General features: G+C 51.3%; 26 protein-coding genes and 1 pseudogene. 15 read left to right on the plus strand and 12 right to left on the minus strand.

What is annotated here, in order from left to right:
- Positions 1-153: 153 nt before the first annotated feature.
- Both P1U47_RS16780 and P1U47_RS17615 read left to right on the plus strand, forming a co-directional pair.
- Positions 154-321 carry an Arm DNA-binding domain-containing protein gene (locus P1U47_RS16780; RefSeq protein WP_301030340.1) on the plus strand — a complete coding sequence of 56 codons (168 nt, stop codon included), beginning with the start codon at positions 154-156 and terminating at the stop codon, positions 319-321.
- Positions 322-336: 15 nt separating this feature from the next.
- Positions 337-480: a hypothetical protein gene (locus tag P1U47_RS17615; RefSeq protein ID WP_366943192.1), complete on the plus strand. Its 144-nt coding sequence runs from the start codon at positions 337-339 to the stop codon at positions 478-480.
- Between the two features lie 401 nt (positions 481-881).
- On the opposite strand, the gene P1U47_RS16785 is transcribed toward P1U47_RS17615, so the two are convergent.
- Together P1U47_RS16785 and P1U47_RS16790 are read right to left on the minus strand one after the other, a co-directional pair.
- Positions 882-1,553, minus strand: a complete 672-nt coding sequence (locus P1U47_RS16785) for a hypothetical protein (protein WP_301030342.1) — start codon at positions 1,551-1,553, stop codon at positions 882-884.
- Positions 1,554-1,870: 317 nt separating this feature from the next.
- Positions 1,871-2,452 (minus strand): annotated as a pseudogene (locus P1U47_RS16790) (DDE-type integrase/transposase/recombinase); the annotation flags it as partial.
- Between the two features lie 17 nt (positions 2,453-2,469).
- On the opposite strand from P1U47_RS16790, the gene P1U47_RS16795 reads away from it, so the two are divergent.
- The 7 genes from P1U47_RS16795 to P1U47_RS16825 all read left to right on the plus strand — a co-directional run bounded on the left by P1U47_RS16795 (position 2,470) and on the right by P1U47_RS16825 (position 4,916).
- The gene (locus P1U47_RS16795) at positions 2,470-2,727 is read left to right on the plus strand and encodes a tyrosine-type recombinase/integrase (RefSeq protein ID WP_301030401.1); all 258 of its coding nucleotides are present in this window, start codon (positions 2,470-2,472) and stop codon (positions 2,725-2,727) included.
- A 94-nt stretch (positions 2,728-2,821) separates the two neighbouring features.
- Complete coding sequence (locus P1U47_RS16800; protein WP_301030344.1) at positions 2,822-3,133, plus strand: type II toxin-antitoxin system RelE/ParE family toxin; 312 nt, start codon at positions 2,822-2,824, stop codon at positions 3,131-3,133.
- The gene (locus P1U47_RS16805; RefSeq protein ID WP_301030345.1) at positions 3,126-3,413 is read left to right on the plus strand and encodes a helix-turn-helix domain-containing protein; all 288 of its coding nucleotides are present in this window, start codon (positions 3,126-3,128) and stop codon (positions 3,411-3,413) included. Before P1U47_RS16800 ends, P1U47_RS16805 begins: the two co-directional genes overlap by 8 nt.
- A gap of 98 nt (positions 3,414-3,511) precedes the next feature.
- Entirely contained in the window at positions 3,512-3,814 is a 303-nt protein-coding gene (locus P1U47_RS16810; RefSeq protein ID WP_301030346.1) for a type II toxin-antitoxin system HigB family toxin, read from the plus strand.
- An 8-nt stretch (positions 3,815-3,822) separates the two neighbouring features.
- Positions 3,823-4,203 carry a transcriptional regulator gene (locus P1U47_RS16815; protein WP_301030348.1) on the plus strand — a complete coding sequence of 127 codons (381 nt, stop codon included), beginning with the start codon at positions 3,823-3,825 and terminating at the stop codon, positions 4,201-4,203.
- 210 nt (positions 4,204-4,413) lie between these two features.
- Entirely contained in the window at positions 4,414-4,656 is a 243-nt protein-coding gene (locus tag P1U47_RS16820) for a type II toxin-antitoxin system Phd/YefM family antitoxin (RefSeq protein ID WP_301029032.1), read from the plus strand.
- Complete coding sequence (locus P1U47_RS16825) at positions 4,653-4,916, plus strand: Txe/YoeB family addiction module toxin (RefSeq protein ID WP_008252539.1); 264 nt, start codon at positions 4,653-4,655, stop codon at positions 4,914-4,916. Before P1U47_RS16820 ends, P1U47_RS16825 begins: the two co-directional genes overlap by 4 nt.
- A gap of 397 nt (positions 4,917-5,313) precedes the next feature.
- On the opposite strand, the gene P1U47_RS16830 is transcribed toward P1U47_RS16825, so the two are convergent.
- The 10 genes from P1U47_RS16830 to P1U47_RS16875 form a co-directional block, all read right to left on the minus strand.
- On the minus strand, positions 5,314-6,039 hold the full coding sequence (locus P1U47_RS16830; RefSeq protein ID WP_301030350.1) for a copper resistance protein B: 726 nt from the start codon (positions 6,037-6,039) through the stop codon (positions 5,314-5,316).
- Positions 6,036-7,922 carry a copper resistance system multicopper oxidase gene (locus P1U47_RS16835; RefSeq protein ID WP_301030352.1) on the minus strand — a complete coding sequence of 629 codons (1,887 nt, stop codon included), beginning with the start codon at positions 7,920-7,922 and terminating at the stop codon, positions 6,036-6,038. The genes P1U47_RS16830 and P1U47_RS16835 overlap by 4 nt, the downstream gene beginning before the upstream one ends.
- A gap of 86 nt (positions 7,923-8,008) precedes the next feature.
- The gene (locus P1U47_RS16840; RefSeq protein WP_301030353.1) at positions 8,009-8,455 is read right to left on the minus strand and encodes a hypothetical protein; all 447 of its coding nucleotides are present in this window, start codon (positions 8,453-8,455) and stop codon (positions 8,009-8,011) included.
- Between the two features lie 95 nt (positions 8,456-8,550).
- Positions 8,551-8,967 (minus strand): Cu(I)-responsive transcriptional regulator, encoded by a 417-nt coding sequence (gene cueR / locus P1U47_RS16845; protein ID WP_301030355.1) that lies wholly within the window; start codon positions 8,965-8,967, stop codon positions 8,551-8,553.
- 1 nt (position 8,968) lies between these two features.
- Positions 8,969-11,434 carry a heavy metal translocating P-type ATPase gene (locus P1U47_RS16850; protein WP_301030357.1) on the minus strand — a complete coding sequence of 822 codons (2,466 nt, stop codon included), beginning with the start codon at positions 11,432-11,434 and terminating at the stop codon, positions 8,969-8,971.
- An 11-nt stretch (positions 11,435-11,445) separates the two neighbouring features.
- A complete protein-coding gene (locus tag P1U47_RS16855) occupies positions 11,446-11,718 on the minus strand; it encodes a heavy metal-associated domain-containing protein (RefSeq protein WP_301030359.1) in 273 nt (90 codons plus the stop codon).
- Positions 11,719-11,792: 74 nt separating this feature from the next.
- Positions 11,793-12,947, minus strand: a complete 1,155-nt coding sequence (locus tag P1U47_RS16860; RefSeq protein ID WP_301030360.1) for a sulfate/molybdate ABC transporter ATP-binding protein — start codon at positions 12,945-12,947, stop codon at positions 11,793-11,795.
- A 25-nt stretch (positions 12,948-12,972) separates the two neighbouring features.
- The gene (gene cysW / locus P1U47_RS16865) at positions 12,973-13,833 is read right to left on the minus strand and encodes a sulfate ABC transporter permease subunit CysW (RefSeq protein WP_301030362.1); all 861 of its coding nucleotides are present in this window, start codon (positions 13,831-13,833) and stop codon (positions 12,973-12,975) included.
- Positions 13,830-14,699: a sulfate ABC transporter permease subunit CysT gene (gene cysT, locus P1U47_RS16870; RefSeq protein ID WP_301030364.1), complete on the minus strand. Its 870-nt coding sequence runs from the start codon at positions 14,697-14,699 to the stop codon at positions 13,830-13,832. The genes cysW and cysT overlap by 4 nt, the downstream gene beginning before the upstream one ends.
- 42 nt (positions 14,700-14,741) lie before the next feature.
- Positions 14,742-15,773: a sulfate ABC transporter substrate-binding protein gene (locus tag P1U47_RS16875; RefSeq protein WP_301030366.1), complete on the minus strand. Its 1,032-nt coding sequence runs from the start codon at positions 15,771-15,773 to the stop codon at positions 14,742-14,744.
- Positions 15,774-15,965: 192 nt separating this feature from the next.
- Between P1U47_RS16875 and P1U47_RS16880 the strand changes: the two genes are divergently transcribed.
- From P1U47_RS16880 to P1U47_RS16905, 6 genes are all read left to right on the plus strand, one after another.
- Positions 15,966-17,537, plus strand: coding sequence for a sigma-54 dependent transcriptional regulator (locus tag P1U47_RS16880; protein WP_301030368.1), 1,572 nt, complete (start codon positions 15,966-15,968; stop codon positions 17,535-17,537).
- 332 nt (positions 17,538-17,869) lie between these two features.
- Complete coding sequence (locus tag P1U47_RS16885; RefSeq protein WP_301030369.1) at positions 17,870-18,694, plus strand: SHOCT domain-containing protein; 825 nt, start codon at positions 17,870-17,872, stop codon at positions 18,692-18,694.
- A 108-nt stretch (positions 18,695-18,802) separates the two neighbouring features.
- On the plus strand, positions 18,803-19,165 hold the full coding sequence (locus P1U47_RS16890; protein ID WP_301030371.1) for a hypothetical protein: 363 nt from the start codon (positions 18,803-18,805) through the stop codon (positions 19,163-19,165).
- An 84-nt stretch (positions 19,166-19,249) separates the two neighbouring features.
- Positions 19,250-20,611, plus strand: coding sequence for a TolC family protein (locus tag P1U47_RS16895; RefSeq protein ID WP_301030372.1), 1,362 nt, complete (start codon positions 19,250-19,252; stop codon positions 20,609-20,611).
- Positions 20,608-21,567 carry an efflux RND transporter periplasmic adaptor subunit gene (locus tag P1U47_RS16900; protein WP_301030374.1) on the plus strand — a complete coding sequence of 320 codons (960 nt, stop codon included), beginning with the start codon at positions 20,608-20,610 and terminating at the stop codon, positions 21,565-21,567. The genes P1U47_RS16895 and P1U47_RS16900 overlap by 4 nt, the downstream gene beginning before the upstream one ends.
- 95 nt (positions 21,568-21,662) lie before the next feature.
- On the plus strand, positions 21,663-24,800 hold the full coding sequence (locus tag P1U47_RS16905; protein WP_301030376.1) for a CusA/CzcA family heavy metal efflux RND transporter: 3,138 nt from the start codon (positions 21,663-21,665) through the stop codon (positions 24,798-24,800).
- The last annotated feature ends 75 nt before the right edge of the window (positions 24,801-24,875 follow it).

Below are 24,875 nucleotides of genomic sequence, written 5' to 3' on the forward strand. Positions count from 1 at the left end.
AGATCAGCGAATTACTGCCGCATAATTGGCAGCCGTAGGCAACGTGGGTTTGCCGGACGGTTACATATGTCTCGCTTGGTCTACGGCTATCTATCGCGTTTTTGTATCCCTGTATGTACACTTCTTAGGAAGTAGAACTGGGGGAACAAGGATGTGAGAAGATCTGATATCAAGCGTCGGCCGTTAAGTGACACGGTGCTGGAGCGCTTAGAACCTGAGACGGTGGAGTACCGTGAGAATGATTGTGGTGGGCTGTATTTTCGGGTGAAGCCTTCGGGCGTTAAGTCTTGGACGTTTCGTTTTAAAAAGCCTTCTGGGTAATGGAGCTGGGTTGGTATTGGTAGCTATCCAACTTTATCGGGCGCTATGGCCCGTAAAAAGGCAGCTGAGCTTAGGGAAGAAGCGGCGACTGGTGCTGATATCACTGAGACGGGTAGGGCGCGCAAGCAGGCCTTTTTGATCTTACCTTATGTAATTTAATATTCAGAATTTTAATTTCTATTCCTCAAAACAAATCCCTACACGTCAATATAAGCGCCAATATTCTTCATTAATGATAAAGCGCCCGCATTATATTTTGGCATTTAGCATCGTTATATACTCAATACCGATTTTATTATGTAATTGTATGCTGTAGCGCGCCAAGATAATTCAGTGCATTTTGCAAGATAAACCGATTTTTATTAATTTCACTCTTCGGGAACTTGATTTCAATAATTGCGCGCTTTTCTTCATTTTTGCAGCAATCCTACCGACTTGCAGTATGCACTTTTTGTGAGATAATTAAGCTCTCATCGCGCAAGCAGCTACCACCATAGCAGCCAATCCTATGCGCGGAGCAGGCAAGGCGTGGATGGCGCCGTGCCTACCTTTTCCTTATTTCAACGCTCTAATGAAGAATACACGTCATTCATATGCTCTGATTCTTCGAGAAGTTTCACCATTTTTAACGAAATATTCGTCACGCCAAACCATAGAGCCCAGCTTTTCCCTCCAGACTGAATCACTCCTACAGTGCTTGGATTGGGCGCGAGCACGCGAAGTCGAATGAGTTCGCTGATATTGATGAATATCTCCTCATCTTCCCACTTGTCAAATCCTAATGCTTCTTTTTCGGAAGCGCAGATCATAGCCTGCGGATAAGCATACTTGGTGTCATCTCGTGGTAACTTGCACACAGCGAGAAAGAAGTCGAGCACCGAGTCTTCCATACCAGTCATGGCTTTAATAAAAGTCGCTTTTTCGGCCTCTTTGAAACGGTGAGACGGGGAGTCAGCTAAAAGCAAAGCGATAGCCGTTCGCGCTCGTCGGCTATATGTGTTCAAAGCGCAATCGATATACCTGCCAATACGCTGCTTACCTGTTGGACTTTCCAAATATGTATAGAAGTTGTCGAGTCCGGTCTTATCCATTGTATCCAGACGCGTATCGATGACACGGAAAAACTCGAATAGGCACTGGTCCCTGTGGCTATTATAAGCAGAGTGAGCAAGATCAAAGGCTTTAGCGCCGTATCGTAAAGCATTTATGGCAGAAATTTCTGGAAGATCCATAGAATCGGTCATTGCATTAGAAGATCAAGAAGTGGCTACCAATTATTAGGTGGGCTGCGCCTGGTAGCCCTTGTGCTCTACTCGCCAGGCTCGCATCACTGACGTGGTTACACAGCCCTGCCAGGCACAGGGCACACCGGCCTAAGGAGGCACGGCGCGGCATTCGCAGCGAGATTCTTTGCAGTAGAGCCTTGATACAAGGTTACGCGACTTACAGATCAACGGCAATTTAATATAACAGTTGTAATTGGGGTTCGAAGTTTTGGGTATGTGGCCAATAGCGGCGTTTTTCAAGCTAGTTGTCGCCTCAGATTAATTTATGCCGCCTTGTTTTCCTTGCGCACTACCTCTGGCTTTTCCGGGTTTAGATAAACGTCTTTTATCGGTTCCCAGTTTCTAATATGGCCGCTCCAACGCAATGGATTCTCTGACCGAGCTTGTTCGTACACCTGTTTCCGGTAAGCCAGTATTTGGGCGTCTTTTCCTGCATGGCGCTGGACTGGCGTAACAAACTTAATGGCGCTATGCCGATGCTCGTTGTTATACAATTGGACAAAGCCATGTACCCAATCCCGCGCAGCAGGTAAGTCCGTAAACGGGTGTGCAGGATAGCTGGGGCGATATTTCAAGGTGCGAAACAGAGATTCAGAATACGGGTTGTCATTGCTCACCGATGGCCGGCTGAACGACGGTATGATCCCCAGCTGCTGCAATGTTGCGAGCATTGTCGCCCCTTTCATTGGACTGCCATTGTCAGAGTGAAGTGTGACTTGGTGACGTTGGATGCCTTCTCGCTGACAGATATCGGTCATTAATTCCGCCGCCAAGAGGCTGCGCTCCTCGTCATGCACCTGCCAGCCAACGATTTTTCGGCTGTAAATGTCCATAACGACATACAGGTCTGTTTAAAGGGCGTATTTCTTCTTCAGAACACTTATCTACTCGCCAGTATTCTAGAATAGTACACCGCTGGGTTTCGATGATCGGGCTTGATAGCACGGCATACGGGACTCATTCAATTAGGCGTACTAAGGCTACCCTAATATATAGGCGTACACGCAATCTTCGTGCAGTTCAGTTACTACTTGGTCATTCTAAGCTGGATAGTACAGTGCGGTATTTAGGTATAGAGCTCGACGACGCATTGGAAATAGCGGAGCAAACAGAGGTGTGAGCTTGCCGGCCATTTAGGTGCGGCAGAGTGTTCCTAGTCCATGCGGGTCAGCGACGCTTGATATTATACGGCAGGGCCGTATAATGAGCGACATATGATTTTTATAGAAGCCAGCACTTTTACCAAGCTACTGCCGAAATACCTCAGTGACGAGGAGTATCAGGCATTGCAGACTTATCTTATGCAAAAACCAGATGCTGGCGATCTTGTTAGAGGCTCCGGTGGTGTCAGAAAGGTACGTTGGGCCCTGGACGGCGGGGGTAAAAGTGGCGGTGTTCGAGTTATCTATTACTGGAAGACACAGGATCATGAAATATGGATGCTTACGATTTATAGTAAATCGGAGCGGGCCACGATTCCAAGCCATGTGTTAAAACAAATCGCGGAGGCGATCGATCATGACTAAACGAGATATTGGCCTAGAAATATTGGACGGTATTCGCGAAATCCGTGCACATAAAAGGGATGACGGCCGGTTAAAGGTTACCGAGTTGTCCGAGCCATCACCGCCGCAAGTGATACGCTCCCAGCTAAGAATGTCGCAATCGACTTTTGCTGGAATGCTAGGAGTTAGCATGCGTACTTTGCAGGATTGGGAACAAGGTCGCCGCGTGCCTCAAGGCCCTGCGGTGGCTTTACTACGTATTGCAGAGCAACACCCAGATATCTTTACCCAATTGCATTAATTCCCTTGAGGTAAAGGCTGGGCCGCCACAATAGCGGACATACACGCGCAAGCGTAGTGCCTGTTGCACTGATCCCAAAATGGGACTAATATATATTCATGCGTATTATTGCTCTCTCAACTTTGAAGGCCTTTTGGGCGATCTCTCCGGCTTACGGGGATTCAATCGAGCCCGGAATGGCTTGGTATAGAGAGACATTAAAGGCGGATTGGTCGTCCCCGAATGAGGTGAAAGCCAAATTCTCAAGCGCCAGCATTCTCAAAGATGGAAGAGTTGTGTTCAACATTGCCGGCAACAAGTATCGACTGGTCGTTTGGATCAACTATCCATATAGAGTGGTTTACATTCGTTTCGTTGGTACACATAAGCAGTATGACGAAATTGATGCACAGACAATCTGAGGTGACCCATGGAAATTCGTCCAATTAAAACCCCGACAGACTATCAAGCAACGCTTAAAGAAATTGAGTTGTTAATGGTGGCGGAAGCGGACACCCCAGAAGGTGATCGGCTGGATGTTCTTGTGACGCTTGTTGAAGCATATGAACGAGAACACTACCCAATAGATTTTCCTGATCCAGTGGAAGCTATTAAATTTCGTATGGAACAGCAAGGCCTCACAGTGGAGGACCTTGTCCCAGTGATTGGTCGCAAAAATCGGGTCTATGAAATCTTGGCGCGTAAACGCCCACTTACGCTCAGAATGATAGAAGGCTTACATGAAACTTTTTCAATTCCTGCAGAGAGTCTCATAAAACATTCATCGCATCGTCGAGGACATGCTGCATAGGTTAGCTAGAGATTGGCATCTCAGCGAGCCAGGAAGTTCCTCTGCTAACGATCAGTGTGGCTGGCTTCAGCGTCACAATAGCGGACATTGGAAATGCTCTAATACATATACAAAGCAGGCATTCCCTGACGTCTGGGTCGTACGCGGAACAATAGGTTGGATTGACACTGCGTACGTAACGGCGTACGCTTCGACCATATGGAGGAAGCTATGACCACACTTAATGCCACAGAAGCTCGTTCCAAGCTTTACGCGCTGATAGATGAAACGTCTACAAGTCACCAACCTATTATTATTACTGGTAAGAGGGGCAACGCAGTTTTGCTGTCGGAAGACGACTGGAATGCCGTCAATGAGACACTTCATCTGCTCTCCATTCCCAGTATGCGCGAATCTATCCGAGAAGGTATGGACGTCGAACTCGACAAGTGTAGTAAGAGCCTTGATTGGTGAGCTGGACGCTTTATTTCACTAAACAGGCTCAAAAAGATGCGCGAAAACTAGCGTCGTCCGGGCTAAAGGATAAGGCTCAGGAGCTGCTGAAAATTGTCGAAAGGAACCCGTATCAAAATCCTCCTCCCTATGAAAAATTAATTGGGGATTTAGCGGGCGCCTATTCTCGCCGAATAAACATCCAGCATCGCTTGGTATACCAAGTGTTGGAAGAGGAAAAAGCGATCAAAGTATTGAGGCTATGGACTCACTATGAGTAAAGCCTAAAACGGTAGAAATATCCCCGTCGTTCATAAACAAGGCATAAAAATATAAACCGCACCGGGCCATACCTGAATTAACGGGGCAGAGCCCTTCTTTTGCGTAGGCAAAGCCATAAAAGAGCGCGTAAGCTGGACAAAGTGCTGCGCACTTAGCCTCTTCGTTTGGCGTTGGGCGGTAGGAAAAAGCTGCTTATTTCCATCCTGGTCACAGTTTTTGACCGTCCGCTTTTTACCACCAGCAGCCTGTCATATTAAAAAGTACAAGTGCCCATCTATTTAAAATAACTTTGCTGCGTCAAGAAAGTTTTAAGTTGCGGGTAATTTGTTAAAGCCCTAGCAAATTTTGCTAGGGCTTATTTTATTGGACGCTAATTCACGTTACTAAACTGACAATTTAAAACCAAACTTTAACACCGGCTACCCATTGCAGGGTTTCGATATCGCCGCCGTTGCTTCTGCTTATGTCGGCGGTATTGCCGTATTTTTTGGCCCAGTTAAGTCCTATATAAGGCGCGAATTCGCGGCGGATTTCGTAGCGCAGGCGCAGGCCAGCGTCGATCTTCGCTAGGCCGATGCCTTGCTCATGTTTAGGGGCATTTCGGCTATAAAGGGTGGTTTCGAGCTCGGGGCTGAGGATGAGTTTCTGGGTGAACATTAACTCGTACTCGGCATCGATGCGCAGCGCGGTTTGGCCGCCTTCACCAAAATACAGCGCGCTGTCTATTTCGAAAAAATACGGTGCCAAGCCCTGTAAACCTATTGCAAACCAATGTTGATTTTGATCTTGGTTAAAGTCGCCACGCCAACCGGTTTGCAGATCCCAGTAGGGGGCAATAGCGTGACTGTAAAGCACTTGTAGTTCAGATTCTTCGCGCTGACCGTCGACAAATTCGCCTTCGGTTTTTAACCATAATTTGTCTAGGTTTTTGCCCAGCCAAACATCGGCATTCCAGCTGCTAATATCGAGATCGTCGCTTTGCGAGTCGTTGTTAAGGCGCTGTTCTAATTGGTTTATCGACACCATGCTAATGAGCGGGTCGGCGGCTTCGTGGGCGAAGCTCATATTGTTTGCGGCGATAGCCAATAGGCTCACAGTGAATCCGCGCTTAGTCATTTTCATGCTACACCTCCATTATGGCTGATGCGCACTTCTCGCATCATGCCCGGCATGTGGTAGAGCAAGTGGCAGTGGTAGGCCCAGCGGCCCATTGCATCGGCGGTGACGAGGTAGCTGATTTTAGAGCCCGGTTGAACCAAGATGGTGTGTTTGCGGGGAATGTATTCTGGGTCGCCGGTTTCTAGTTCGCTCCACACGCCGTGTAAGTGAATCGGGTGGGTCATCATGGAATCGTTCACCAAGGTAATACGCACGCGCTCGCCAAAACTAAGGGCAAGGGGCTTGGCATCGGCAAAGGGAATGCCGTTTACCGACCACATATAGCGGTGCATATTGCCGGTAAGGTGCAACTGAATTTCACGGCTGGGTTCGCGGCGATCTTGGGTAGGGTACAAGTTGCGGAGCTGGCTATAGCGCAGCACTTTACGGCCATAAAGCTGCTGGTGGTCGCGTAGACCTATACCTGGATCATCGAGTCCGTTTTGAGGGCTGTTGGCGCGGGCGTCAACCTGGGGGCCAAATTCGGTTTTTACATGTGTGATTTCCTTATTGCTGCCATAGCCGGCTTTGCCCAAAGGCGTTGCCATGGGCATATTCATGTCAGCCATATCGTGTTGACTGTGATCCATGCCTTTCATGCTACTCATGTCATGGCCACTGTGATCCATGCCGGTCATCGTGCTCGCACCTTCGCCGCCGTGATTCATACCGGCCATCGCCATGCCCATATCGCGATGGCTTAAGATTGGTGCGGGGTCCATATTTGGAATGGGCGCACTCAATGCAGGGTTAGGGCTGAGGGTGCCGCGGCTAAAGCCGCTGCGGTCAATGCTTTGCGCAAATACGCAGTAAGCACTGTCGTCATTGGGCTCCACAACAACATCGTAGGTTTCTGCCACGCCAATGCGAAATTCATCGATGGTGAAGGGTTCAACGTTTTGGCCGTCGGCGGCGACCACGGTCATTTTAAGGCTGGGAATACGCACATCGAAAATGGTCATGGCGGCGCTATTAATAAAGCGTAAGCGGATTTTTTCGCCGCGTTTAAATAGCCCCGTCCAGCCTTGTTCCGGCGTTGCGCCGTTCATTAGGTAGGTGTAGGTGTATGCAGTTACGTCGGCGATATCCCGCTCGCTCATGCGCATTTGGTTCCACATGCTGCGCTCAGACCAGGTTTGGCTCAGACCCTTTTCTTTAATATCGCGCCATAAATCACCTGCGGTGCGCTCGTTAAAATTATAATAATCGCCGCGTTTTTTCAGCTTGGCGTAAATATCCTCCGGTGCCTCATCTGACCAGTCAGAGAGCTGCACCACGTAGTCGCGGTCGTAACTCACCGGGTCGGGGTCTTTGGGTTCGATTACAATGGCGCCGTAAACACCGGTCTGCTCCTGAAAACCAGAGTGGCTGTGATACCAGTACGTGCCGCTTTGCTGCACTTTAAAGGCGTAATCAAAATATTCTCCTGGCTTGATACCTGCGTAACTCATGCCCGGCACGCCGTCCATTTCTGCCGGCAGAATCATGCCGTGCCAGTGAATCGAGCTGTCGTGGGCAAGGTGGTTGCGCACCCGCAGGGTGATATCGTCGCCTTCCTTCCAGCGTAAGATGGGGCCGGGCACGCTGCCATTCACCGCGGTAGCGATTCTGGATTTGCCGGTAAAATTAACCGGCTGGTAGCCAATGTCTAAATCAAAATGTTTGCCGCTGAGGGTTTGGCGTTCCGTAAGTTTTGGCAGATTGGCCGTGCCCCAGCTCAGTGGGCTGCCGCTCAAACCAATTAGCGCGCCAGCACTGGCCGCGCCCATTACAAACTGACGTCGTGACACGCTTGGCTGTGGAAGCGAGTCGCCAGCGGCGATAGTGGGATTTATTTTGTATTTCATCGTCATATTCCATAATTAATTGCTATTAGCGCTGGCCGTTTAGCGCGGTGGTGATTACCCAAACGGCAGGCGCAGTTGTCTTGTAATCAACTAAAAATGGGTGGTTTAAACAGCGAGGAGGGGTGTTGAGGCAGCAGCTGAAGATCAAACTCGGCTACAGAGAAATGGGGTTTAATGGTCTGTTTAGCTAGGTTTGCGGCGAGCAGTGCAACGGTGCCGCAACTGCCAATACAGCACTGGCACTTGGCGTCGCAGTGAACACTGTTGCTGGTCGAATCATGAGACGCTGAGTGCAGGCTTATATCTGAGGTATTTTCAGCGTGTGAGCTATGGCTAGAATGATGCTGGGCACTGTTGTGTTCGCTATTGTGTTCGCTGTGGCTTTCGCTAACACAGTGACTTGCAGCAGACGTCATTGGTGCGTAGTTCGCCGCGTGGGTCATTCCTAACATCGGCACCGCAGCCAGCACTGACTTACTGAAATAAATCAGTATCAGTAGACTCAGCAGCGGAATGTTAAGAAGCTTTTTCATAATTTAACGGCTAATAATCTCTTAGTGATCTGGCTCATTTTTCGGCGTGAAGTTCGACGCCTTAGGAATGCAGTGAATCTCAGATATTTTTCATACTACGTCTTTTTGGCTTTTGCTTCACCACATTGCTGTTCTAAGCCCTGGAGTATTGGGCACTCGGCGCGGTTGTCACCGTGGCACTCTGTCGCTAAATTTTGCAAAAGATTACGCATGGCGCTGAGTTCAGTGATTTTATCATCGAGTTCTTTAATATGCTGCAAGGCAAGCGCCTTTACATCACTGCTGGCGCGGCCCCGATCTTGCCATTGCGACAGCAGTTGTTTGATCTGATCTAAAGAAAATCCCAGTGAGCGACTACTCTTTATAAAGCTTAGGGTGTGCAGATCGTTGTTTGAATAAATGCGATAGCCCGCCGCACTACGGCGGGACTCTTCAATAAGACCAATCCCCTCGTAGTGGCGGATCATTTTTGCCGATATGCCGCTGGCTTTGGCGGCTTCACCGATATTCATTTTAATTGTCCTCGCTGGGATTGTTCGCGCTATCGGGTTTCCAACGTTTTAAGAGCAGGGCATTGCTCACTACGCTCACGCTGCTAAAGGCCATGGCCGCACCGGCAATAACGGGGTTCAATAAGCCAAACGCGGCCAGCGGTATACCGACCGCATTATAAATAAAGGCCCAAAACAAATTCTGCTTGATTTTACGGTAGCTGCGCTGGGAAATGGCAATCGCATCTGCCACCAGCGCTGGGTCACCACGCATTAAAGTAATGCCCGCAGTATGCATGGCCACATCCGTACCGGTGGCCATGGCAATGCCAATATCGGCCGCGGCGAGGGCGGGGGCATCGTTTATGCCGTCGCCGACCATGGCGACAACGCGGCCTTCGCTGCGCAGTTGGCTAACTTTCTTTGCCTTGTCGTCGGGCAAAACATTGGCGACAAAATCGCTCAGGCCTAATTTTTGGGCAACTGCGCTGGCGCTGCCTTGATTGTCGCCGGTGAGCATAATAGTTTCTATTCCCTTCTCGCGCAGTTGCGCGATGGCCTGGGCAGCGGAGGCTTTGATCTCGTCGCCAAAGGCCAGTAAGCCGATGAGTTTTGGCGTATCGCCTGCAGCCGCCAACCATGACAGGGTGTTGCCTTGCGCTTCTAGGTCTTCGGCGGTTTTTGCTAAATCGCCAAACTCAATATTCAGCTCTTTCATTAAGCGTGTATTGCCGAGGCTTAGTTGCTGGCCGTCGACAAGGGCACTTACACCGCGACCGGCCAATGCTTTGGCATTGCTGGCTTGGGCTACCGAAATGCCTTGTTCTTCAGCCCTGGTCATAACCGCTTTTGCCAGCGGATGATCGCTGCCGGATTGCACGGCGGCGGCCAGGCGAATTAATTCGCGCTCATCGCCGTTCACGGCCTTGGTGGCAGTTAGGCTTGGTTTGCCCACGGTCAAGGTGCCGGTTTTATCGAAAATCACGGTGGTGGTTTTGTGAGCGATCTCCAGTGCTTCTGCATCCTTAATTAAAATGCCGTATTTTGCCGCTACCCCAGTTCCGGCCATGATCGCGGTGGGTGTAGCTAAGCCAAGGGCGCAGGGGCAGGCGATAACCAATACCGCCACGGCATTGATTATCGCGCCTTGAATATCGCCGTTATAAAGCCACCAAGTGACCAAGGTGGCGAGGGCAATCACTAACACCACTGGCACAAACACCGCGCTGACTTGATCTACCAAGCGCTGGATCGGCGCTTTGGCGGCTTGGGCATTTTCGACCATGCGAATAATGCGCGACAAGGTGGATTCGCTGCCGATTGCGGTGGTTTCAATCAGTAAGACGCCGTCGACATTGATCGCGCCGCCGGTGACCTTATCGCCCACGTCTTTACTAACGGGCAGGTTCTCGCCGGTGAGCATAGACTCGTCGATGTGACTGGCACCTTCTTTAATCACGCCGTCGACAGGGATTTGTTCGCCGGGTTTTACAATGACCAAATCGCCGCTGCGGATATTTTCAACGGCCACTTCTTTGTCACCGTTCTCGCCACGAACTCGCGCAGTAGCGGGGCGCAGGGATTGCAGGGCCTGAATGGCTGCAGTGGTTTGGCGTTTGGCGCGGCCCTCTAACCATTTACCCAATAGCACCAAGGTAATAACAACCGCAGAGGCTTCAAAGTAATAGTGGCCGCTAGCATGGCCGCCGCTATGTGTTTGCTCCGCAAAATACGGCCGCATTAATTCAAATACGCTCAGGCCGTAAGCGGCACTGGTGCCGAGTGCGACCAGTAAATCCATATTGCCGGTTTTGGCTTTAACTGCGGCCCAGCCAGCGCGGTAAAAGCGCGCGCCCAGCCAAAACTGTACCGGTGTCGCGAGTAAAAATTGCAGCCAGCCCGGCGCCATCCACTGGCTGCCAAACACGCTGAAAACCATCGGCAAAAATAAGGGCGCCGATAAAATCGCGCCAATAATAACAGCGCGGGCTTCTTTGCTAGAGGCACTGGTTTTTGTGTCTGGTTTTACCTTGGCTTGCTCAGTGTCTAGCGTGGCTTGGTAACCCGCATTGCTGACGGCGGCGATTAATTCGGCGTTGCTAATCGCGTCTTTAGCAATTTCGATATTGGCGATTTCTGTTGCTAAATTCACGCTCACCGCAAGCACACCAGGGCTTGCTTGCAAGGCTTTTTCTATTCTGCCAACACAGGAGGCGCAGCTCATGCCGCCAATCTTAAGGCGAACCGTGCTGGTGCTTACGTGGTAGCCCGCGTTATTAACGGCGGCGCTCAGTTGTTCGCTGGGCACCGCTTTGGCTAGGGTAATTTGCGCCGTTTCGGTGGCCAAATTAACGCTAACCTTGCTAACGCCATCGACGGCGTTTAAGGCTTTTTCAATATGACTAACACAGGAAGCACAGCTCATACCTTCTATGCCAAAGCGAAGTTCTTGCTGAGCTGGGTGCGTGTTTGATACGGCTGCGGTCATGGCAAGCTCCTTTACCCAGCATTGCCGAGTGCTAGCGGTGAAGCCTGATAGCCCGCCTCGGCAATGGCGGCGATGATGGTGTCAGAATCTATGTTGGCGTCGTTAAATTGGATGTTTGCTAATTTAGCGGCCAAATTAATCTCGACCCCCTCAATACCGTCAAGTTCATCGAGCGCCCGAGTGATTCTGCCTACGCAGGCGCCGCAGTTCATGCCCTGAATCGACAATTGCAAAGCTGCTTTATTTTGAACACTGTTTGGGGTGTTGTTTGTAGATACGCTCATGATTAAGCCCTCCGTTGATCGAGGCTTGATCATCGACCTTACCACAATGGCAAGGTCAAGGGCTTTTTTAAAAATTATCCGGCGAGGCGTTCGCGCTCTCTGCCAATGAGTATCGGCGCGCTGAGCTGCTCCCTTACTGCCGTTATCGTTTGCGGGGCAAATACGCTGAATTGCATTAAGCGCAGCCGCAAGGTGGCGCCGATCTGAAAGCGGGGCACATCGTGGTGTAAATGCGGCAGCTCGACACGAAGCGTAGAATGGCTTTGGCCAAAAGTACTATGCGCAAAACTGACCTCGGCGCGCACAATCGGCCCCGTGCGTTGAATGCTATTTACCACCACCTCGATGCCCACTTGCTCGGCGTCGGCAATGCGTAAATCGCTGGGGCGAACATAAACATCAACGGCGCCCTCATCTAATACGGCAATATTGGCAGAGGGGGAATAGGCGCCAATTTCGGCGTCGCCGACATACACGGCGCCGTTCTGCAATTGCGCGGCGATAATATTACTGTCACCTAAAAAGTTGAACACCAGCGGCGATGCAGGCTGTTCATAGACTTGATCGACGCTGCCGAGCTGGGCGATTTTACCTTTTTGCATAATCACCACTCGGTCAGCCAATTCCAGCGCCTCTTCTTGATCGTGGGTAACGAACACAGTGGTCACACCGGTTTGCTGGTGTAAATCGCGCAGCCACTGGCGCAGTTCTTTACGCACTTTGGCGTCTAGGGCGCCAAAGGGCTCGTCGAGGAGAAGTACTTTGGGGTCGATAGCCAAGGCACGGGCAAGGGCCACCCGTTGACGCTGGCCACCAGACAATTGGTGGGGGTAGCGGTCTTCCAAACCGCCCAATTGCACTAGCTTTAACAATTCGTCGGCGCGTGCCCGAATCGCTGCGGCGGGGCGACGAAAGGCGCGGGTTTTTACGCGCAGACCAAAGCTCACGTTTTCGCGCAGGGTCATGTGCTTGAACAAGGCGTAATGCTGAAACACAAAACCAATTTGCCGCTCACGCAGCGGGGTGTTGGCCATGTCCACGCCGTCAAAGTAAACACTGCCAATGTCGGCGTTTTCTAATCCGGCAATAATGCGCAGCAAGGTGGTTTTGCCGGAGCCAGATGGCCCGAGCAGCGCGAGTAGTTCACCGGACTGAATATTAAGACCCACACTGTCGAGGGCCTTGAATTGGCCAAACTGTTTGCTTATGCCGCTTAATTGAATGTCCATTTTTTGTTTCCCAATAAATTCAAAATTAATGTTTTAGGCCGTGGGTTTTTTCTAACACGGCTTTTATGGCCAAGGTAACAAGTGCCAAGCAGGCTAAAATCGAGGCCATGGCAAAGGCGGCGGCAAAATTGTATTCGTTGTAAAGAATCTCTACGTGTAAGGGCAGGGTATTGGTTTCGCCACGAATATGGCCAGACACCACCGACACCGCGCCAAACTCGCCCATGGCCCGCGCATTACAGAGCAGCACGCCGTAGAGCAGGCCCCAGCGAATATTGGGCAGGGTGACATGCCAAAAGGTTTGCCAGCCATTGGCGCCAAGACTTAAAGCGGCTTGCTCTTCGTCGCTGCCTTGTTCCTGCATTAGCGGTATTAGCTCCCGAGCAATAAACGGAAAGGTCACAAAGATACTAACCAGCACAATGCCTGGCAGTGCGAACAAAATTTGAATATCGGTGTTGTTTAGTAAGGGCGCCGCCCAGCCGCTGGCACCAAACATCAACACAAAGATCAAACCCGTTACCACTGGCGACACCGAGAACGGCAGGTCTATTAAGGTGCTTAATAAGACCTTGCCGCGAAACTCAAATTTGGCAATTGACCACGCCGCCGCTACGCCAAAAATAAGATTCAAGGGTACGGCTATCGCCGAAGCGATGACGGTAAGTTTAATTGCCGCTAGGCCGTCGGCATCGCTCAAGGCTTTGCCGTAGGTCTGCCAGCCATTGCGCAATGCTTCGGCGAACACGGTAAATAAGGGCAATAGCAAAAATAGTATTAAAAAGCTCAGCGCGACGGTGCTCAGCAGCCAGCGCGTGAGTTTGCCTTCGCTTATGGCCGAGTGGCTTGACGCCTTGGTAATATTTATGCGCTGGGATGAGTTCATGCTAAATGCTCCTGAACAGGCGTAGTGCTGACATTTTGCGAACTGGATTTATAGCGCTGACTCCACGCTTGTAAGGCATTGATCAGAATTAACAGCACAAAGGAAATGAGCAACATGGCGGCGGCCACGGCAGTGGCGCCGGCGTAATCGTATTCTTCTAATTTGATCACGATGAGTAAGGGCGCAACTTCGGACACATAGGGCACATTGCCGGCAATAAAAATTACCGAACCGTATTCGCCAACGCCACGTGCAAAGGCCAGCGCAAAGCCGCTTAATAAGGCCGGTAGCAAGGTCGGAAACACGACGTGATACAGGGTTTGCCAACGATTGGCCCCGAGTGAGGCGGCGGCCTCTTCGAGTTCTTTTTCCAGTTCCCGCAAAACCGGTTCAACACTGCGCACCACAAAGGGCAGGCCGATAAAGGTCAGCGCAATCACAATGCCAAGGGGCGTGAATGCGATCTCAATACCGATTTTGTTAAATAGGCTGCCGAGCCAGCCGCTGCCCGAATAAAGCGTGCTTAACGCAATACCCGCGACCGCGGTTGGCAGGGCGAAGGGCAGGTCGATAATGGCATCGAATAATCCCTTGCCAGTAAAGTCGTAACGCACAAACACCCACGCAATGATTAAACCAAACACTGCATTGATAATGGCCGCCGCTAAGGCGGTGGTGAAGGAAATCGTCAAGGCGTGGGTTACCCGCTCGCCAGAGATTAAATCCCAAAATTGCGCTAGGCCCAGTTCAGCTGTTTTAAAAAACAGGCCCGACAGCGGAATAACAACGATGAGGGCGAGATACAGCACGGTGTAAAACAGCGCTGGCGCAAAGCCAGGCAGCGGTGAGTTTGTTTTAAATTTCATACTGATTTCAGCCTTAGTCTTTGAGTGTTGAGATCGCAGTGCTTAGCGACGGGGCCGATAGAGCTGGTCAAACACACCGCCATCGTTAAAGTGTTTGGCCTGCACCTGCGCCCAGCCGCCAAACTCTTGATCGATATTCACTAAATTTAATTCGGCCAAATGCGGAATCTCCGTGCTGGTGATTAGCTCCGGTTTGGCGGGGCGGAAATAATGCTTGGCAATAATGGTTTGCCCTGCAGGGCTGTATAAATACTCCAGGTAGGCTTGCGCAATTGCGGCCACCCCGTGCTTTTGAGCATTGGCAGCAACCACGGCCACCGGCGGCTCGGCTTTGATCGACAGCGACGGCAATACAATTTCGAATTTGTCGGCGCCAAATTCATTGAGGGCTAAATACGCTTCGTTTTCCCACGTAATGAGCACGTCACCAATGCCGCGTTGGGCGAAGGTCGTGGTTGCCGCTCTTGCTCCGGTGTCTAATACGCTAACCCGTTTGAATAAGGTGCTGATAAATTCTTCCGCAGCGGCATCGCTGCCGTAGGCGTGTTTGGCAAAGGCGTAGGCGGCCAAATAATTCCAGCGCGCGCCCCCCGAGGTCTTGGGGTTGGGGGTAACCACACTAATGTCGGCCTTAATTAAATCTGGCCAGTCGTGGATTTTCTTGGGGTTGTTTTTGCGTACCAGCAGCACAATCGTCGAGGTGTAGGGCGCGCTATTGCTGGCGAGTTGCGACTGCCAGTTCGCTGGTAATTTACCGGTTTTCTGGGCGATTACGTCAATGTCGTAGGCTAGCGCCAAGGTCACCACGTCGGCTGACAAGCCATCGATTACCGAGCGCGCTTGCTTGCCGGACCCGCCATGGGATTGCTTGATAGCAATATGATCGCCGGTCTTTTCTTTCCAATAACGGCTGAATTCGGCATTAAACTCTTGATACAGCTCGCGGGTTGGGTCGTATGAGACGTTTAATAGGCTGTAGTCTTTGGCATACGCCGTGGTGGCCGATAACAAACTGGCGAGCAGAAAGGGAACGAGTAGCGATGTGAGCAAGCGAGTGCGGAGTGGCGCTTTCATTTACAGTCCTATAAAGCAAAAATGGCAATTGAAATCTTGTTATCAAGCTCTATGCCAGCTTTGTTGCTGCTTTTAACCTATTGTTTTACAAGGAGATATTGTTTTTGGTAATGAGGGTGAAAAATAAAAGGTCATATATGGTGTTTTAATGCGCTATATTTGACGTAATTTATGGCATATAAGACACCTAAAATGATCCTTCAAGCCGACAAACACCTTCTTGCGCTGTGGACTGAGGCGGGAAAACATGCCGCGCTTAGCGAGCTAATGCCGTCATTAGTCGGGGTGTTAAGTGCAATTGCCGCTATTGATGAACTTTATTTATTTGCGTTTAACGGCGCCGATGAATGGCGCTTAAGCGGCGGCTGGCGGGATGGCTCCCAGCTTGGCGTAGTGAATGAACACCCGATTACCGATGTCTCGACGCTAGATACGATTCAACGCTGGGAGCGTGCCACCAAACACTTAAGTGAGCAAAGCGATGCCAAACATCGTGCTGCGCTCGCGGTGCTATTGGGGGCAGATTATGGTGAGCCAATATCCGTGTTAATGCCTCTGCGGCGCAACATGGCGTTGCTGGGTATTGTGGTATTGGCTTGTAAATCAGTGTGCACGCCAGCGCAGTGCGAACAGCTCATCGCGCTTAGCGAACCGCTGCTGGCCTGTATCGAAAACGATCAGCAACTCACTCATATTCAGCGCTTGCGGGTCAGAGCCGAGGCTGATCGGCAGAGCTTGCTGAGCCGTATGGGGCTGCGCTCTATTTCAGAAAATATCGTGGGCGCCGAGGGCGGATTAAAGCAAGTGATGCGTCGGGTTAACCAAGTTGCTCCAACGCCAGCGGGAGTGCTGATATTAGGTGAAACCGGCGCGGGCAAGGAGGTCATTGCCCGCGCTGTTCATGAGCGTTCGGCGCGGCACAACGGGCCATTTCTGCGGGTTAACTGCGGCGCGCTGCCGCCAGAGCTAATCGATTCGGAATTATTTGGTCACGAAAAAGGCAGTTTCACCGGCGCGCTTGCCAGCCGCCGCGGCTGGTTCGAGCGGGCAGGGGGCGGCACGCTTTTCCTCGATGAAGTCGGCGAGCTGCCACCCGCCGCCCAGGTGCGCTTGCTGCGGGTGCTGCAAGACGGGATTATTCAAAAAGTTGGCAGTGAACACGATGTGCATGTGGACGTTAGGGTAATTGCGGCAACTCATCGCGACCTACCTAAGATGGTCCAAGAGGGCAGTTTTCGTGAGGACTTGTGGTATCGCCTCGCGGTGTTTCCCATCATATTACCCACGCTCAATGAGCGACTAGATGATATAGAAGACCTCGCCAAACACTTTATTCAGCGCGCCGCGATGCGCATGGGAGTGCCGGTGCCGCCGCTGTCGGCAGCGGATGTCCGCAATTTAAAGCGTTATAGTTGGCCTGGTAATGTTAGGGAGTTGGGTTCGGTGCTGGAGCGCGCGGTGATTTTGGGCCATGGCGAGTATCTCGATTTAGAGATGGCGCTGGGCGCACCGTCGCCAAAATTCAAAAGTCCTAACAAAAGTGAGGCCGCCGACCTTGTGAATAGCGTCAGCGACCCTGTAGATGAGTCGTTAGAGGCGGTGATTGCCGCGCATATTCAATACGTGCTCACCGACACCAAGGGCCGAGTAGATGGCCCTTTCGGCGCGGCCAAGCGTCTAGGGATTAATGTGAGTACCCTGCGCGCTAAATTGCGCAAATTGGGTATTGATGCCAATGCTTTCCGGTCCTCGTCGCGGGATTAAAACGACTCATATTCTGCTCAGTAATGGGGCATAACCGAGTAAGTATGGAGGAGGCCCTAGCGACAATGCTCAATTGAACACTATTTGTTCAAAGCTTATAGCTTTATGTAAAGCAAATGCCTATCATTTCATTTCTTTAGTCATGCTCTCTTTAAGTCAATTTTTGACGCAGGCCCTGCCAAGGCTAGTTCTTATCACTGCACCGCCAAATCATAAGTGTCATATTTGCAGCGCTATACTAAAAGTCTGCCCCCTAAAGCATATTATTGCTGCTAGCGAAGTTTGCTGCCAGCGAGGCGCCAGATACGCCTTTTATCTAACAGGATGTTTTTATGCAAAAGCTCAGCAATGTCGGCGAAAATATCGTCAATGGTATCGCCTCGCGCTACGGCCTAAGTTATGGCGCAGTTGTGCACATGCTTGTTGCCGTTAATAACGGTGGTGGCACTATGGCGCAATTCAATTGCCCAGAGCTTGGTGGCTCGGGGCAGTGGATGCGCGGCGGCATGACCATGGTTGGCGATATGTTCAATAATGGCCTAAAAAACACCGTTAATAATTTATGCGGTGAGCTGGCGAATGCGCTGGCCAATAATCAGATGTTTCCGGTTGTTCCTGCGGGCACGCCTGGTAGCAATCAGTGGTGGCCAGCAGAGCTGGGCAGTCCGTTTAGTAGCGGCGCGCAAAATAACAGCCGTTATGCGGTTTTCCCCAATCGTCTTGCCGTGGAATTAAATGGTCAAGTCTCGGTATACGACACCCTTAATCACAATATTGGCGGGGTGAGCCAACAGCAGGGCAATAATCAAACGCTAACGTTTACTAGCCAGTTCGGCAACATTGCCACCAATAACCTACCCTTAATTTCTGGCCCAGGAATGCAGCCCCCAGCCCAGACAAATTTTGCACAGCCGACTGAATTCAAACAAGCTCCGCCAAGCCAGCCTGCGCCGCAAAATAATCCGCCGGCTAATCACAGCAATGCAAACTCCGGCAATTCAAATACCGCTAGCAACAACTCAAATACCAGCAATACCAACTACGATGTAAATCAAACCTTGGATTTGCTAGGCAAGTTGGCGCAATTGCGCGATGCCGGCGCCTTGTCTGAAGATGAATTCAATACTAAAAAAGCGCAGTTGCTCAGTAGAATTTAGCACTGCGTATTATATACCCAGAGATTGGATCGCCTAATGGGTGTTTAATTTAGGTCTTAAGATGCTATGCTTTTGTCCTCGCCGCTAAATTTTTTGGGTTAGTATTTTATGCGTCACAAGGCATTGTCTTATTTGTTGTTGGTCTTGATTGCTTTGCAGTCATTGACAACAATGGCCGATGTGCACCCCATAAATCACGCGGACACGGTTCATTTTTCTGTCGATGAGGCGCATAGCAACGCGTCGGAAAAAGGCGAGGAGTCAGCGCTAGAAACTACCGCCCCCTCGCAACTTGATCTTACCGCAGACGGTTTGTCTCATTGCCATCATCATGGCTGTCTTGGTCATTTCTACTTGTCTGCCAAGCTTGCAGAGCCCGATTTTCTGCACCACGATCAATTTCATAGTCATTACCACGCCAGTATTCCTACGGCCCCGTTTTCCTTGCTCTACCGCCCTCCAATAGTCTGATTTTACTCATTAAGTCATTTACCGGTATTGCGCTTTTCGCGGCAATGCACGGAATTAATTTTCTTAAATAAGTAGGATCGAACTATGTTAGCCATGCCCACAAGGCCGAGTTTCGGCGTGTGGAATCGGCGGGTGTTAAGCGCCCGCTGTATTCTGTGCTGTTTGTTATTTGTTTTTTCTTTAGGTCTAAGTGCAGCGCCACCGGCGCTGTCTTTAGCGGATGCTGTGCAGCGTTCACTGGCGCAAAATCCACGTTTAAAAGTCTTTCCGTTTCGCGCTGCGGCCCTGCAAGGGCAGGCCGAAACCGCCCAGTTGCGCCCAGCTTATGAACTTGGTGTAGATGCAGAGAATCTTGGTGGCTCTGGCGAGTTCGCGGGGGTTGACGCCGCAGAGCTGACTGTCGCCTTGTCTTCGGTTATCGAAATGGGCGATAAGCGGGCTGCGCGCCAAGGGCTTGTGTCGAATAGCTACGCAGTGCTGGAGGCCACGCGGCAGGTGGAATCGCTTGCGCTATTGGGCGAAGTTACCCGTCGCTACGTTGCGGTGTTAACTGCCCAGAAAAAGGTCGCCTTAGCAGCAGAAGACGTCGAACTAGCCGAACAAAGCCTAGCGGTCGTCGCTAAGCGGGCTAAGGCGGGCGCAACGCCGGAGGTGGAAGTTAAGCGTGCGCAGGCGGCTGGTGCGCAGGCGAAGCTTAGCTTGCTCGCAGAGCAACAGCATTTTGCCTATTTGAAGATGGCCTTGGCTGCACTGTGGGCTTCGACTACGCCAGACTTCAATGCTGTGCAAGGTGATCTATTCCAGTTTGGCGCGGATGTGGGGTTTGAGAGCCTGTATACCAAGCTTGAAAAAAATCCCGCAATTGAAGTTTTTGCTGCAGAGTCTCGCCTCAAAGAGGCCGAGCTTCGACTTGCGCGAACCGAGTCTCGTGCAGACATCAGCTGGTCATTTGGTGTGCGTCAAGTTCAAGCAAATAACGACACGGCGTTGCTTGCAGGATTCAGCGTGCCCTTGTTTTCAGGCAAGCGAAATTCCGGCGCGATCAAAACGGCCTACGCCGAGCAAAATCAAATATTGATACAGCGCGAGGCGGCGCTACTTGAATTACACACACAGTTGTACCGCGCATTTTATAGCCGACAACAAGCGATTGTTGCGGTTAAGACCTTAGGCATTACGATTATTCCAGCACTTGAACAGGCTTTAAGCGCGACCCAAACGGCTTATGAAGGCGGGCGCTATGGCTATCTCGACTACGTTAGTGCGCGGCAGGAGTTACTGGCGGCAAGGCGCGGACGGATTGAAGCGGCCGCTGCCGCTTTGCAGTATGGCGCCGAGATTGAACAGCTAACCGGTCAATCCCTTTCCGCAGAGGCGCTGCGCGCAAACCATCGTGCTGAGGCGCATGACGACAGAGCCAATACCTATTCAGGAACATTCCAATGAACGTAATTACATTGAAAACTCATTCCGTTTTTAAGCTGCTTAGTGCGTGCTTGTTAATGATGTTGTTCGCGGTTCAGGTCTGCGCAGCAGGCAATGAACGTGAGCAGGCTAGCCACGACGAGCATGAAGAACATGGCGAAGAAGGTCATATCGCGCTGACGCAGGCGCAAATAGCGCACGCGGGCATTTCCCTAACAAGCGCCACAGGAGGCACTATTCGTGAGGTGTTGCCGGTTTATGGCGTGGTTGCGGTGAATGCCGAGCGAGTGCAGTCAGTACACGCGCGGTATCGCGGTATTGTTCGCGATCTTAATAAAAGTCTTGGCGATACCGTTCACAAAGGTGAAACGCTGGTGGCCGTGGAGGCCAACGAGAGTTTAAAAACCTATGCAATCACGTCGGCGCTAAATGGCGTGATTACCCAGCGCAATGCCAATGTTGGTGAACAAACTGGCGATGCGCCACTGTTAGTTGTGCAGGATTTTTCCACGCTTTGGGTGGAGCTTTCAATTTTCCCAAAAGACCTTGGCGACATAAAGCTAGGCCAAAGTGTTCGTATTATTAGCCTTGATTCAACACAGACTGCCGATGGCAAAATTATTTATATTGCCCAGCAAAGTAGTGGTGTTAATCAGGCCATTACTGCGCGGGTACTTATTGATAATCAAGGTGGCGAGTGGAAACCTGGTATTTTTGTTAAGGCGCAAATCACCCGCGCTGAAATTGCGGCGCCGGTGATCCTTCGCAATGAGGCCATTCAAATTATCGACAATGCGCCGGTTATTTTTGTGCAGGGCGAGGAGGGCTTTGAACCCCGACTTGTGACACTGGGGCGCAGCGATGGTGAGGTGAGTGAGGCCTTGAGCGGGCTTAGCATTGATGAAGTGTATGTCAGCAAAAACAGCTTTGTACTGAAATCCGAATTGGGCAAAGAGGACGCTGAACATGGACACTAATCAAAAGCAATCAGCCCACGGTTTAACACCCAGCCCACAAGGCGCTGGGCGCGGTGATGGTAAAAACGCATACGAACTGCAAGCAGGAGTTCGCTATGATCGATAAATTAATTCAGTTTTCTATCGCGCGGCGCTGGCTAGTGATGTTTCTGGTCTTTGCTACGGCGGTCTTAGGCGCTTGGAATTACCAGCAGCTGCCGATAGACGCCGTACCCGACATTACCAATGTGCAAGTGCAGATTAATACCGAGGCCCAAGGCTATTCGCCATTGGAGGTAGAACAGCGCATTACGTATCTGGTGGAGTTAGCCATCACCGGATTGCCGAATGTAGCAAGCACCCGTTCGCTTTCACGCTACGCCCTGTCTCAGGTAACGGTGGTGTTTGAAAAGGGCACCGATATTTACTTTGCCCGCAATCTAATTAACGAACGCCTACAGCAGGCAAAAAGCGAAATGCCTGCGGGCATTGAACCCGTTATGGGGCCAGTGGCCACCGGCCTCGGTGAAATCTTTCACTATGCGGTTCACGCTACGCCAGGCGCGGTGCAGCCAAGCGGTGAAGCTTATGACGCTACCGCGCTGCGCACCTTGCAGGACTGGGTGATTCGGCCACAGCTGCGCCTAGTTGCGGGCGTAACCGAAGTGAACACCATTGGCGGTTTTGAAAAGCAATTTCATATCAGCCCAGAACCGGCAAAACTACTGGCCTACCAGCTTAGCTTTGATGACGTGGTGCAGGCACTTAAAGCCAATAACGCCAATGTTGGCGCGGGCTATATTGAGAAAAACGGCGAGCAATACCTAATTCGTGCACCTGGGCAGGTCGCAGACATTGCCGAAATTAAACGCATTATCCTTGCCCGCCGTGGCGGAATACCGATAACCGTGGCCGATGTAGCCGACGTTGGCTTTGGCAAAGAGTTGCGCACTGGCGCGGCGACCCTCAATGGCAAAGAGACGGTGTTAGGCACCGCGGTGATGCTGCTCGGCGGCAATAGCCGAACGGTTTCCCAAGCGGTGTCGGCTAAATTAAAGGAGATCAACAAAACCCTTCCCGACGGCGTGATTGCCGAGCCAGTGTATAACCGTACGGTACTGGTTGATAAAACCATTGCAACAGTGCAGGCCAATCTCGCCGAAGGTGCGGTATTGGTGGTTGTGGTGTTATTGCTGATGCTGGGTAATATTCGCGCGGCATTAATAACGGCAATGGTCATTCCGCTGTCGATGTTAATGCTGATGACAGGCATGGTGCAGGCAAAAGTGAGCGCCAATCTTATGAGCCTAGGCGCCCTCGATTTCGGTTTGATTGTGGATGGCGCCGTTATTATTGTCGAAAACTGCATTCTGCGCCTAGCGGGACGGCAACATGAGCTTGGCCGCATTTTAAAGCTTGAAGAGCGCTTTCACACCGTGTTTGCCGCCACCCGCGAGGTATTTACACCGAGCTTGATTAGCGTGCTGGTGGTGATCTTAGTGAACCTACCGATTTTGGCCTTAAGCGGCGTAGAGGGCAAAATGTTCACCCCAATGGCCATGACGGTCATCATGGCTTTGCTATCGGCCTTGGTCTTGTCGCTGACCTTTGTTCCCGCCGCTGTAGCACTGTTTATGACGGGCCACATTGAAGAAAAAGACAATGCCATTGTTCGTTATTCAAAGCAGATCTACGCGCCGGTCATCGCCTGGGCGATTAAATTTCGCGTAGCGGTATTATCCTCTGCCTTAATCTTGGTGGCCTTGGTGAGCGTGCTGGCAACGAGAATGGGTACCGAGTTTATTCCCAATCTGGATGAGGGCGATATCGCGATTCAAGCTTTGCGCATTCCTGGCACCAGCTTAAGCCAGTCTCTTGAGATGCAGTTTCAGCTGGAAAAAGCGGTACTGGAAATTCCCGAGGTGAAAACCTATTTTTCCCGTGTCGGCACCGCTGAAGTTGCCAGTGACCCGATGGGGCCAAATATTTCCGACGGCTACGTAATGCTCAAAGAACGCAGTGACTGGCCAGATCCGACTAAAACCAAGGCTGAATTGCTAAATGATATTGGCGAGCAGTTGGCGCTGTTGCCGGGCAATGCCTTTGAGATCAGCCAGCCGATTCAACTGCGTTTTAATGAGTTGATATCGGGTGTGCGCTCAGACGTGGGCATAAAGGTATTTGGCGATGATTTGACGCAGCTACTTAAAACCGGCGCCGAGATCGCAACGGTATTAAATGGCATCGACGGCGCAGATGGTGTGAAAGTGGAACAGGTCTCTGGGTTGCCAATACTGTCGGTTGAGGCTGATCGCGCCGCACTCTATCGCTATGGTTTAAATGTGGCCGATGTCCAAGCGGTGCTTGCCGCCGCGACCGGCGGTGAGGCCGCGGGTTTAATTTTTGAAGGTGATCGCCGCTTTGCCATTGTGGTGCGCGTGGCCGAAGAGATCAGGGGCGACTTACAAGCATTAGAACGCCTACCAATACCACTGCCCGAAGGCGGGTATGTGCCGCTGCGAGAAGTGGCTAGTCTCAACTTAGCCCCTGGCCCGAACCAGATATCAAGGGAAAACGGCAAGCGCCGGCTCGTGGTTAGTGCCAACGTAAAAGGCCGAGATTTAGGCGGCTTTGTGGCCGAGGTGCAGCGCGAAATTGCGCAACAGCTAAGGCTTCCACCGAGCTATTGGCTTGAATACGGCGGCACCTTTGAACAGCTACAATCCGCATCCCAGCGCTTAAGCCTATTAGTGCCGGTCACATTGGTGATGATTTTTGCGCTGTTGATGATGACCTTTGGCTCAGCAAAAGACGCCGCACTGGTGTTTAGCGGTGTGCCGCTGGCCTTAACTGGCGGAGTTATTGCGCTATGGCTACGGGATATTCCTTTGTCTATTACCGCTGGGGTTGGCTTTATTACCCTGTGCGGGGTTTCCGTGCTAACCGGGGTAATGATGGTGTCGGCATTTATAGATGAACTAAAGCGCGGCACGCCAATAGAAAAAGCGATTCACGACGGCGCCATGCTCCGCCTACGGCCAATCTTGATGGTTGCCCTTGTGGCGGCGCTTGGCTTTTTGCCGATGGCGCTTAACACCAGCACGGGGGCCGAGGTTCAGCGACCGCTAGCGACGGTTGTTATAGGGGGCATTATCTCGTCGACGTTGCTCACTTTGTTTGTGTTGCCCGGCTTATACAGGCTGGCTTGGCGTAAACCCAAAGTGAGCAATGAACGCGGCGATTTGCTGTCTTAAAAAGTGGAGGATCGCGGAGCCGCGATCCTCCCCACAAATAATACGTTTTGCGGCAGGTTTGTATTAGGGCTTAAC

It is taken from the genome of Zhongshania sp. (assembly GCF_029212375.1).
GTDB lineage: Bacteria > Pseudomonadota > Gammaproteobacteria > Pseudomonadales > Spongiibacteraceae > Spongiibacter.

Coding starts and splice junctions, on each gene's coding strand:
- P1U47_RS16785 (WP_301030342.1), bottom strand. CDS start 1,553: ATGGATCTTCCAGAAATTTCTGCCATAAATGCTTTACGATACGGCGCT.
- P1U47_RS16800 (WP_301030344.1), top strand. CDS start 2,822: ATGATTTTTATAGAAGCCAGCACTTTTACCAAGCTACTGCCGAAATAC.
- P1U47_RS16805 (WP_301030345.1), top strand. CDS start 3,126: ATGACTAAACGAGATATTGGCCTAGAAATATTGGACGGTATTCGCGAA.
- P1U47_RS16810 (WP_301030346.1), top strand. CDS start 3,512: ATGCGTATTATTGCTCTCTCAACTTTGAAGGCCTTTTGGGCGATCTCT.
- P1U47_RS16815 (WP_301030348.1), top strand. CDS start 3,823: ATGGAAATTCGTCCAATTAAAACCCCGACAGACTATCAAGCAACGCTT.
- P1U47_RS16820 (WP_301029032.1), top strand. CDS start 4,414: ATGACCACACTTAATGCCACAGAAGCTCGTTCCAAGCTTTACGCGCTG.
- P1U47_RS16830 (WP_301030350.1), bottom strand. CDS start 6,039: ATGAAAATGACTAAGCGCGGATTCACTGTGAGCCTATTGGCTATCGCC.
- P1U47_RS16835 (WP_301030352.1), bottom strand. CDS start 7,922: ATGAAATACAAAATAAATCCCACTATCGCCGCTGGCGACTCGCTTCCA.
- P1U47_RS16840 (WP_301030353.1), bottom strand. CDS start 8,455: ATGAAAAAGCTTCTTAACATTCCGCTGCTGAGTCTACTGATACTGATT.
- cueR (WP_301030355.1), bottom strand. CDS start 8,967: ATGAATATCGGTGAAGCCGCCAAAGCCAGCGGCATATCGGCAAAAATG.
- P1U47_RS16850 (WP_301030357.1), bottom strand. CDS start 11,434: ATGACCGCAGCCGTATCAAACACGCACCCAGCTCAGCAAGAACTTCGC.
- P1U47_RS16855 (WP_301030359.1), bottom strand. CDS start 11,718: ATGAGCGTATCTACAAACAACACCCCAAACAGTGTTCAAAATAAAGCA.
- P1U47_RS16860 (WP_301030360.1), bottom strand. CDS start 12,947: ATGGACATTCAATTAAGCGGCATAAGCAAACAGTTTGGCCAATTCAAG.
- cysW (WP_301030362.1), bottom strand. CDS start 13,833: ATGAACTCATCCCAGCGCATAAATATTACCAAGGCGTCAAGCCACTCG.
- cysT (WP_301030364.1), bottom strand. CDS start 14,699: ATGAAATTTAAAACAAACTCACCGCTGCCTGGCTTTGCGCCAGCGCTG.
- P1U47_RS16875 (WP_301030366.1), bottom strand. CDS start 15,773: ATGAAAGCGCCACTCCGCACTCGCTTGCTCACATCGCTACTCGTTCCC.
- P1U47_RS16880 (WP_301030368.1), top strand. CDS start 15,966: ATGATCCTTCAAGCCGACAAACACCTTCTTGCGCTGTGGACTGAGGCG.
- P1U47_RS16885 (WP_301030369.1), top strand. CDS start 17,870: ATGCAAAAGCTCAGCAATGTCGGCGAAAATATCGTCAATGGTATCGCC.
- P1U47_RS16890 (WP_301030371.1), top strand. CDS start 18,803: ATGCGTCACAAGGCATTGTCTTATTTGTTGTTGGTCTTGATTGCTTTG.
- P1U47_RS16895 (WP_301030372.1), top strand. CDS start 19,250: ATGTTAGCCATGCCCACAAGGCCGAGTTTCGGCGTGTGGAATCGGCGG.
- P1U47_RS16900 (WP_301030374.1), top strand. CDS start 20,608: ATGAACGTAATTACATTGAAAACTCATTCCGTTTTTAAGCTGCTTAGT.
- P1U47_RS16905 (WP_301030376.1), top strand. CDS start 21,663: ATGATCGATAAATTAATTCAGTTTTCTATCGCGCGGCGCTGGCTAGTG.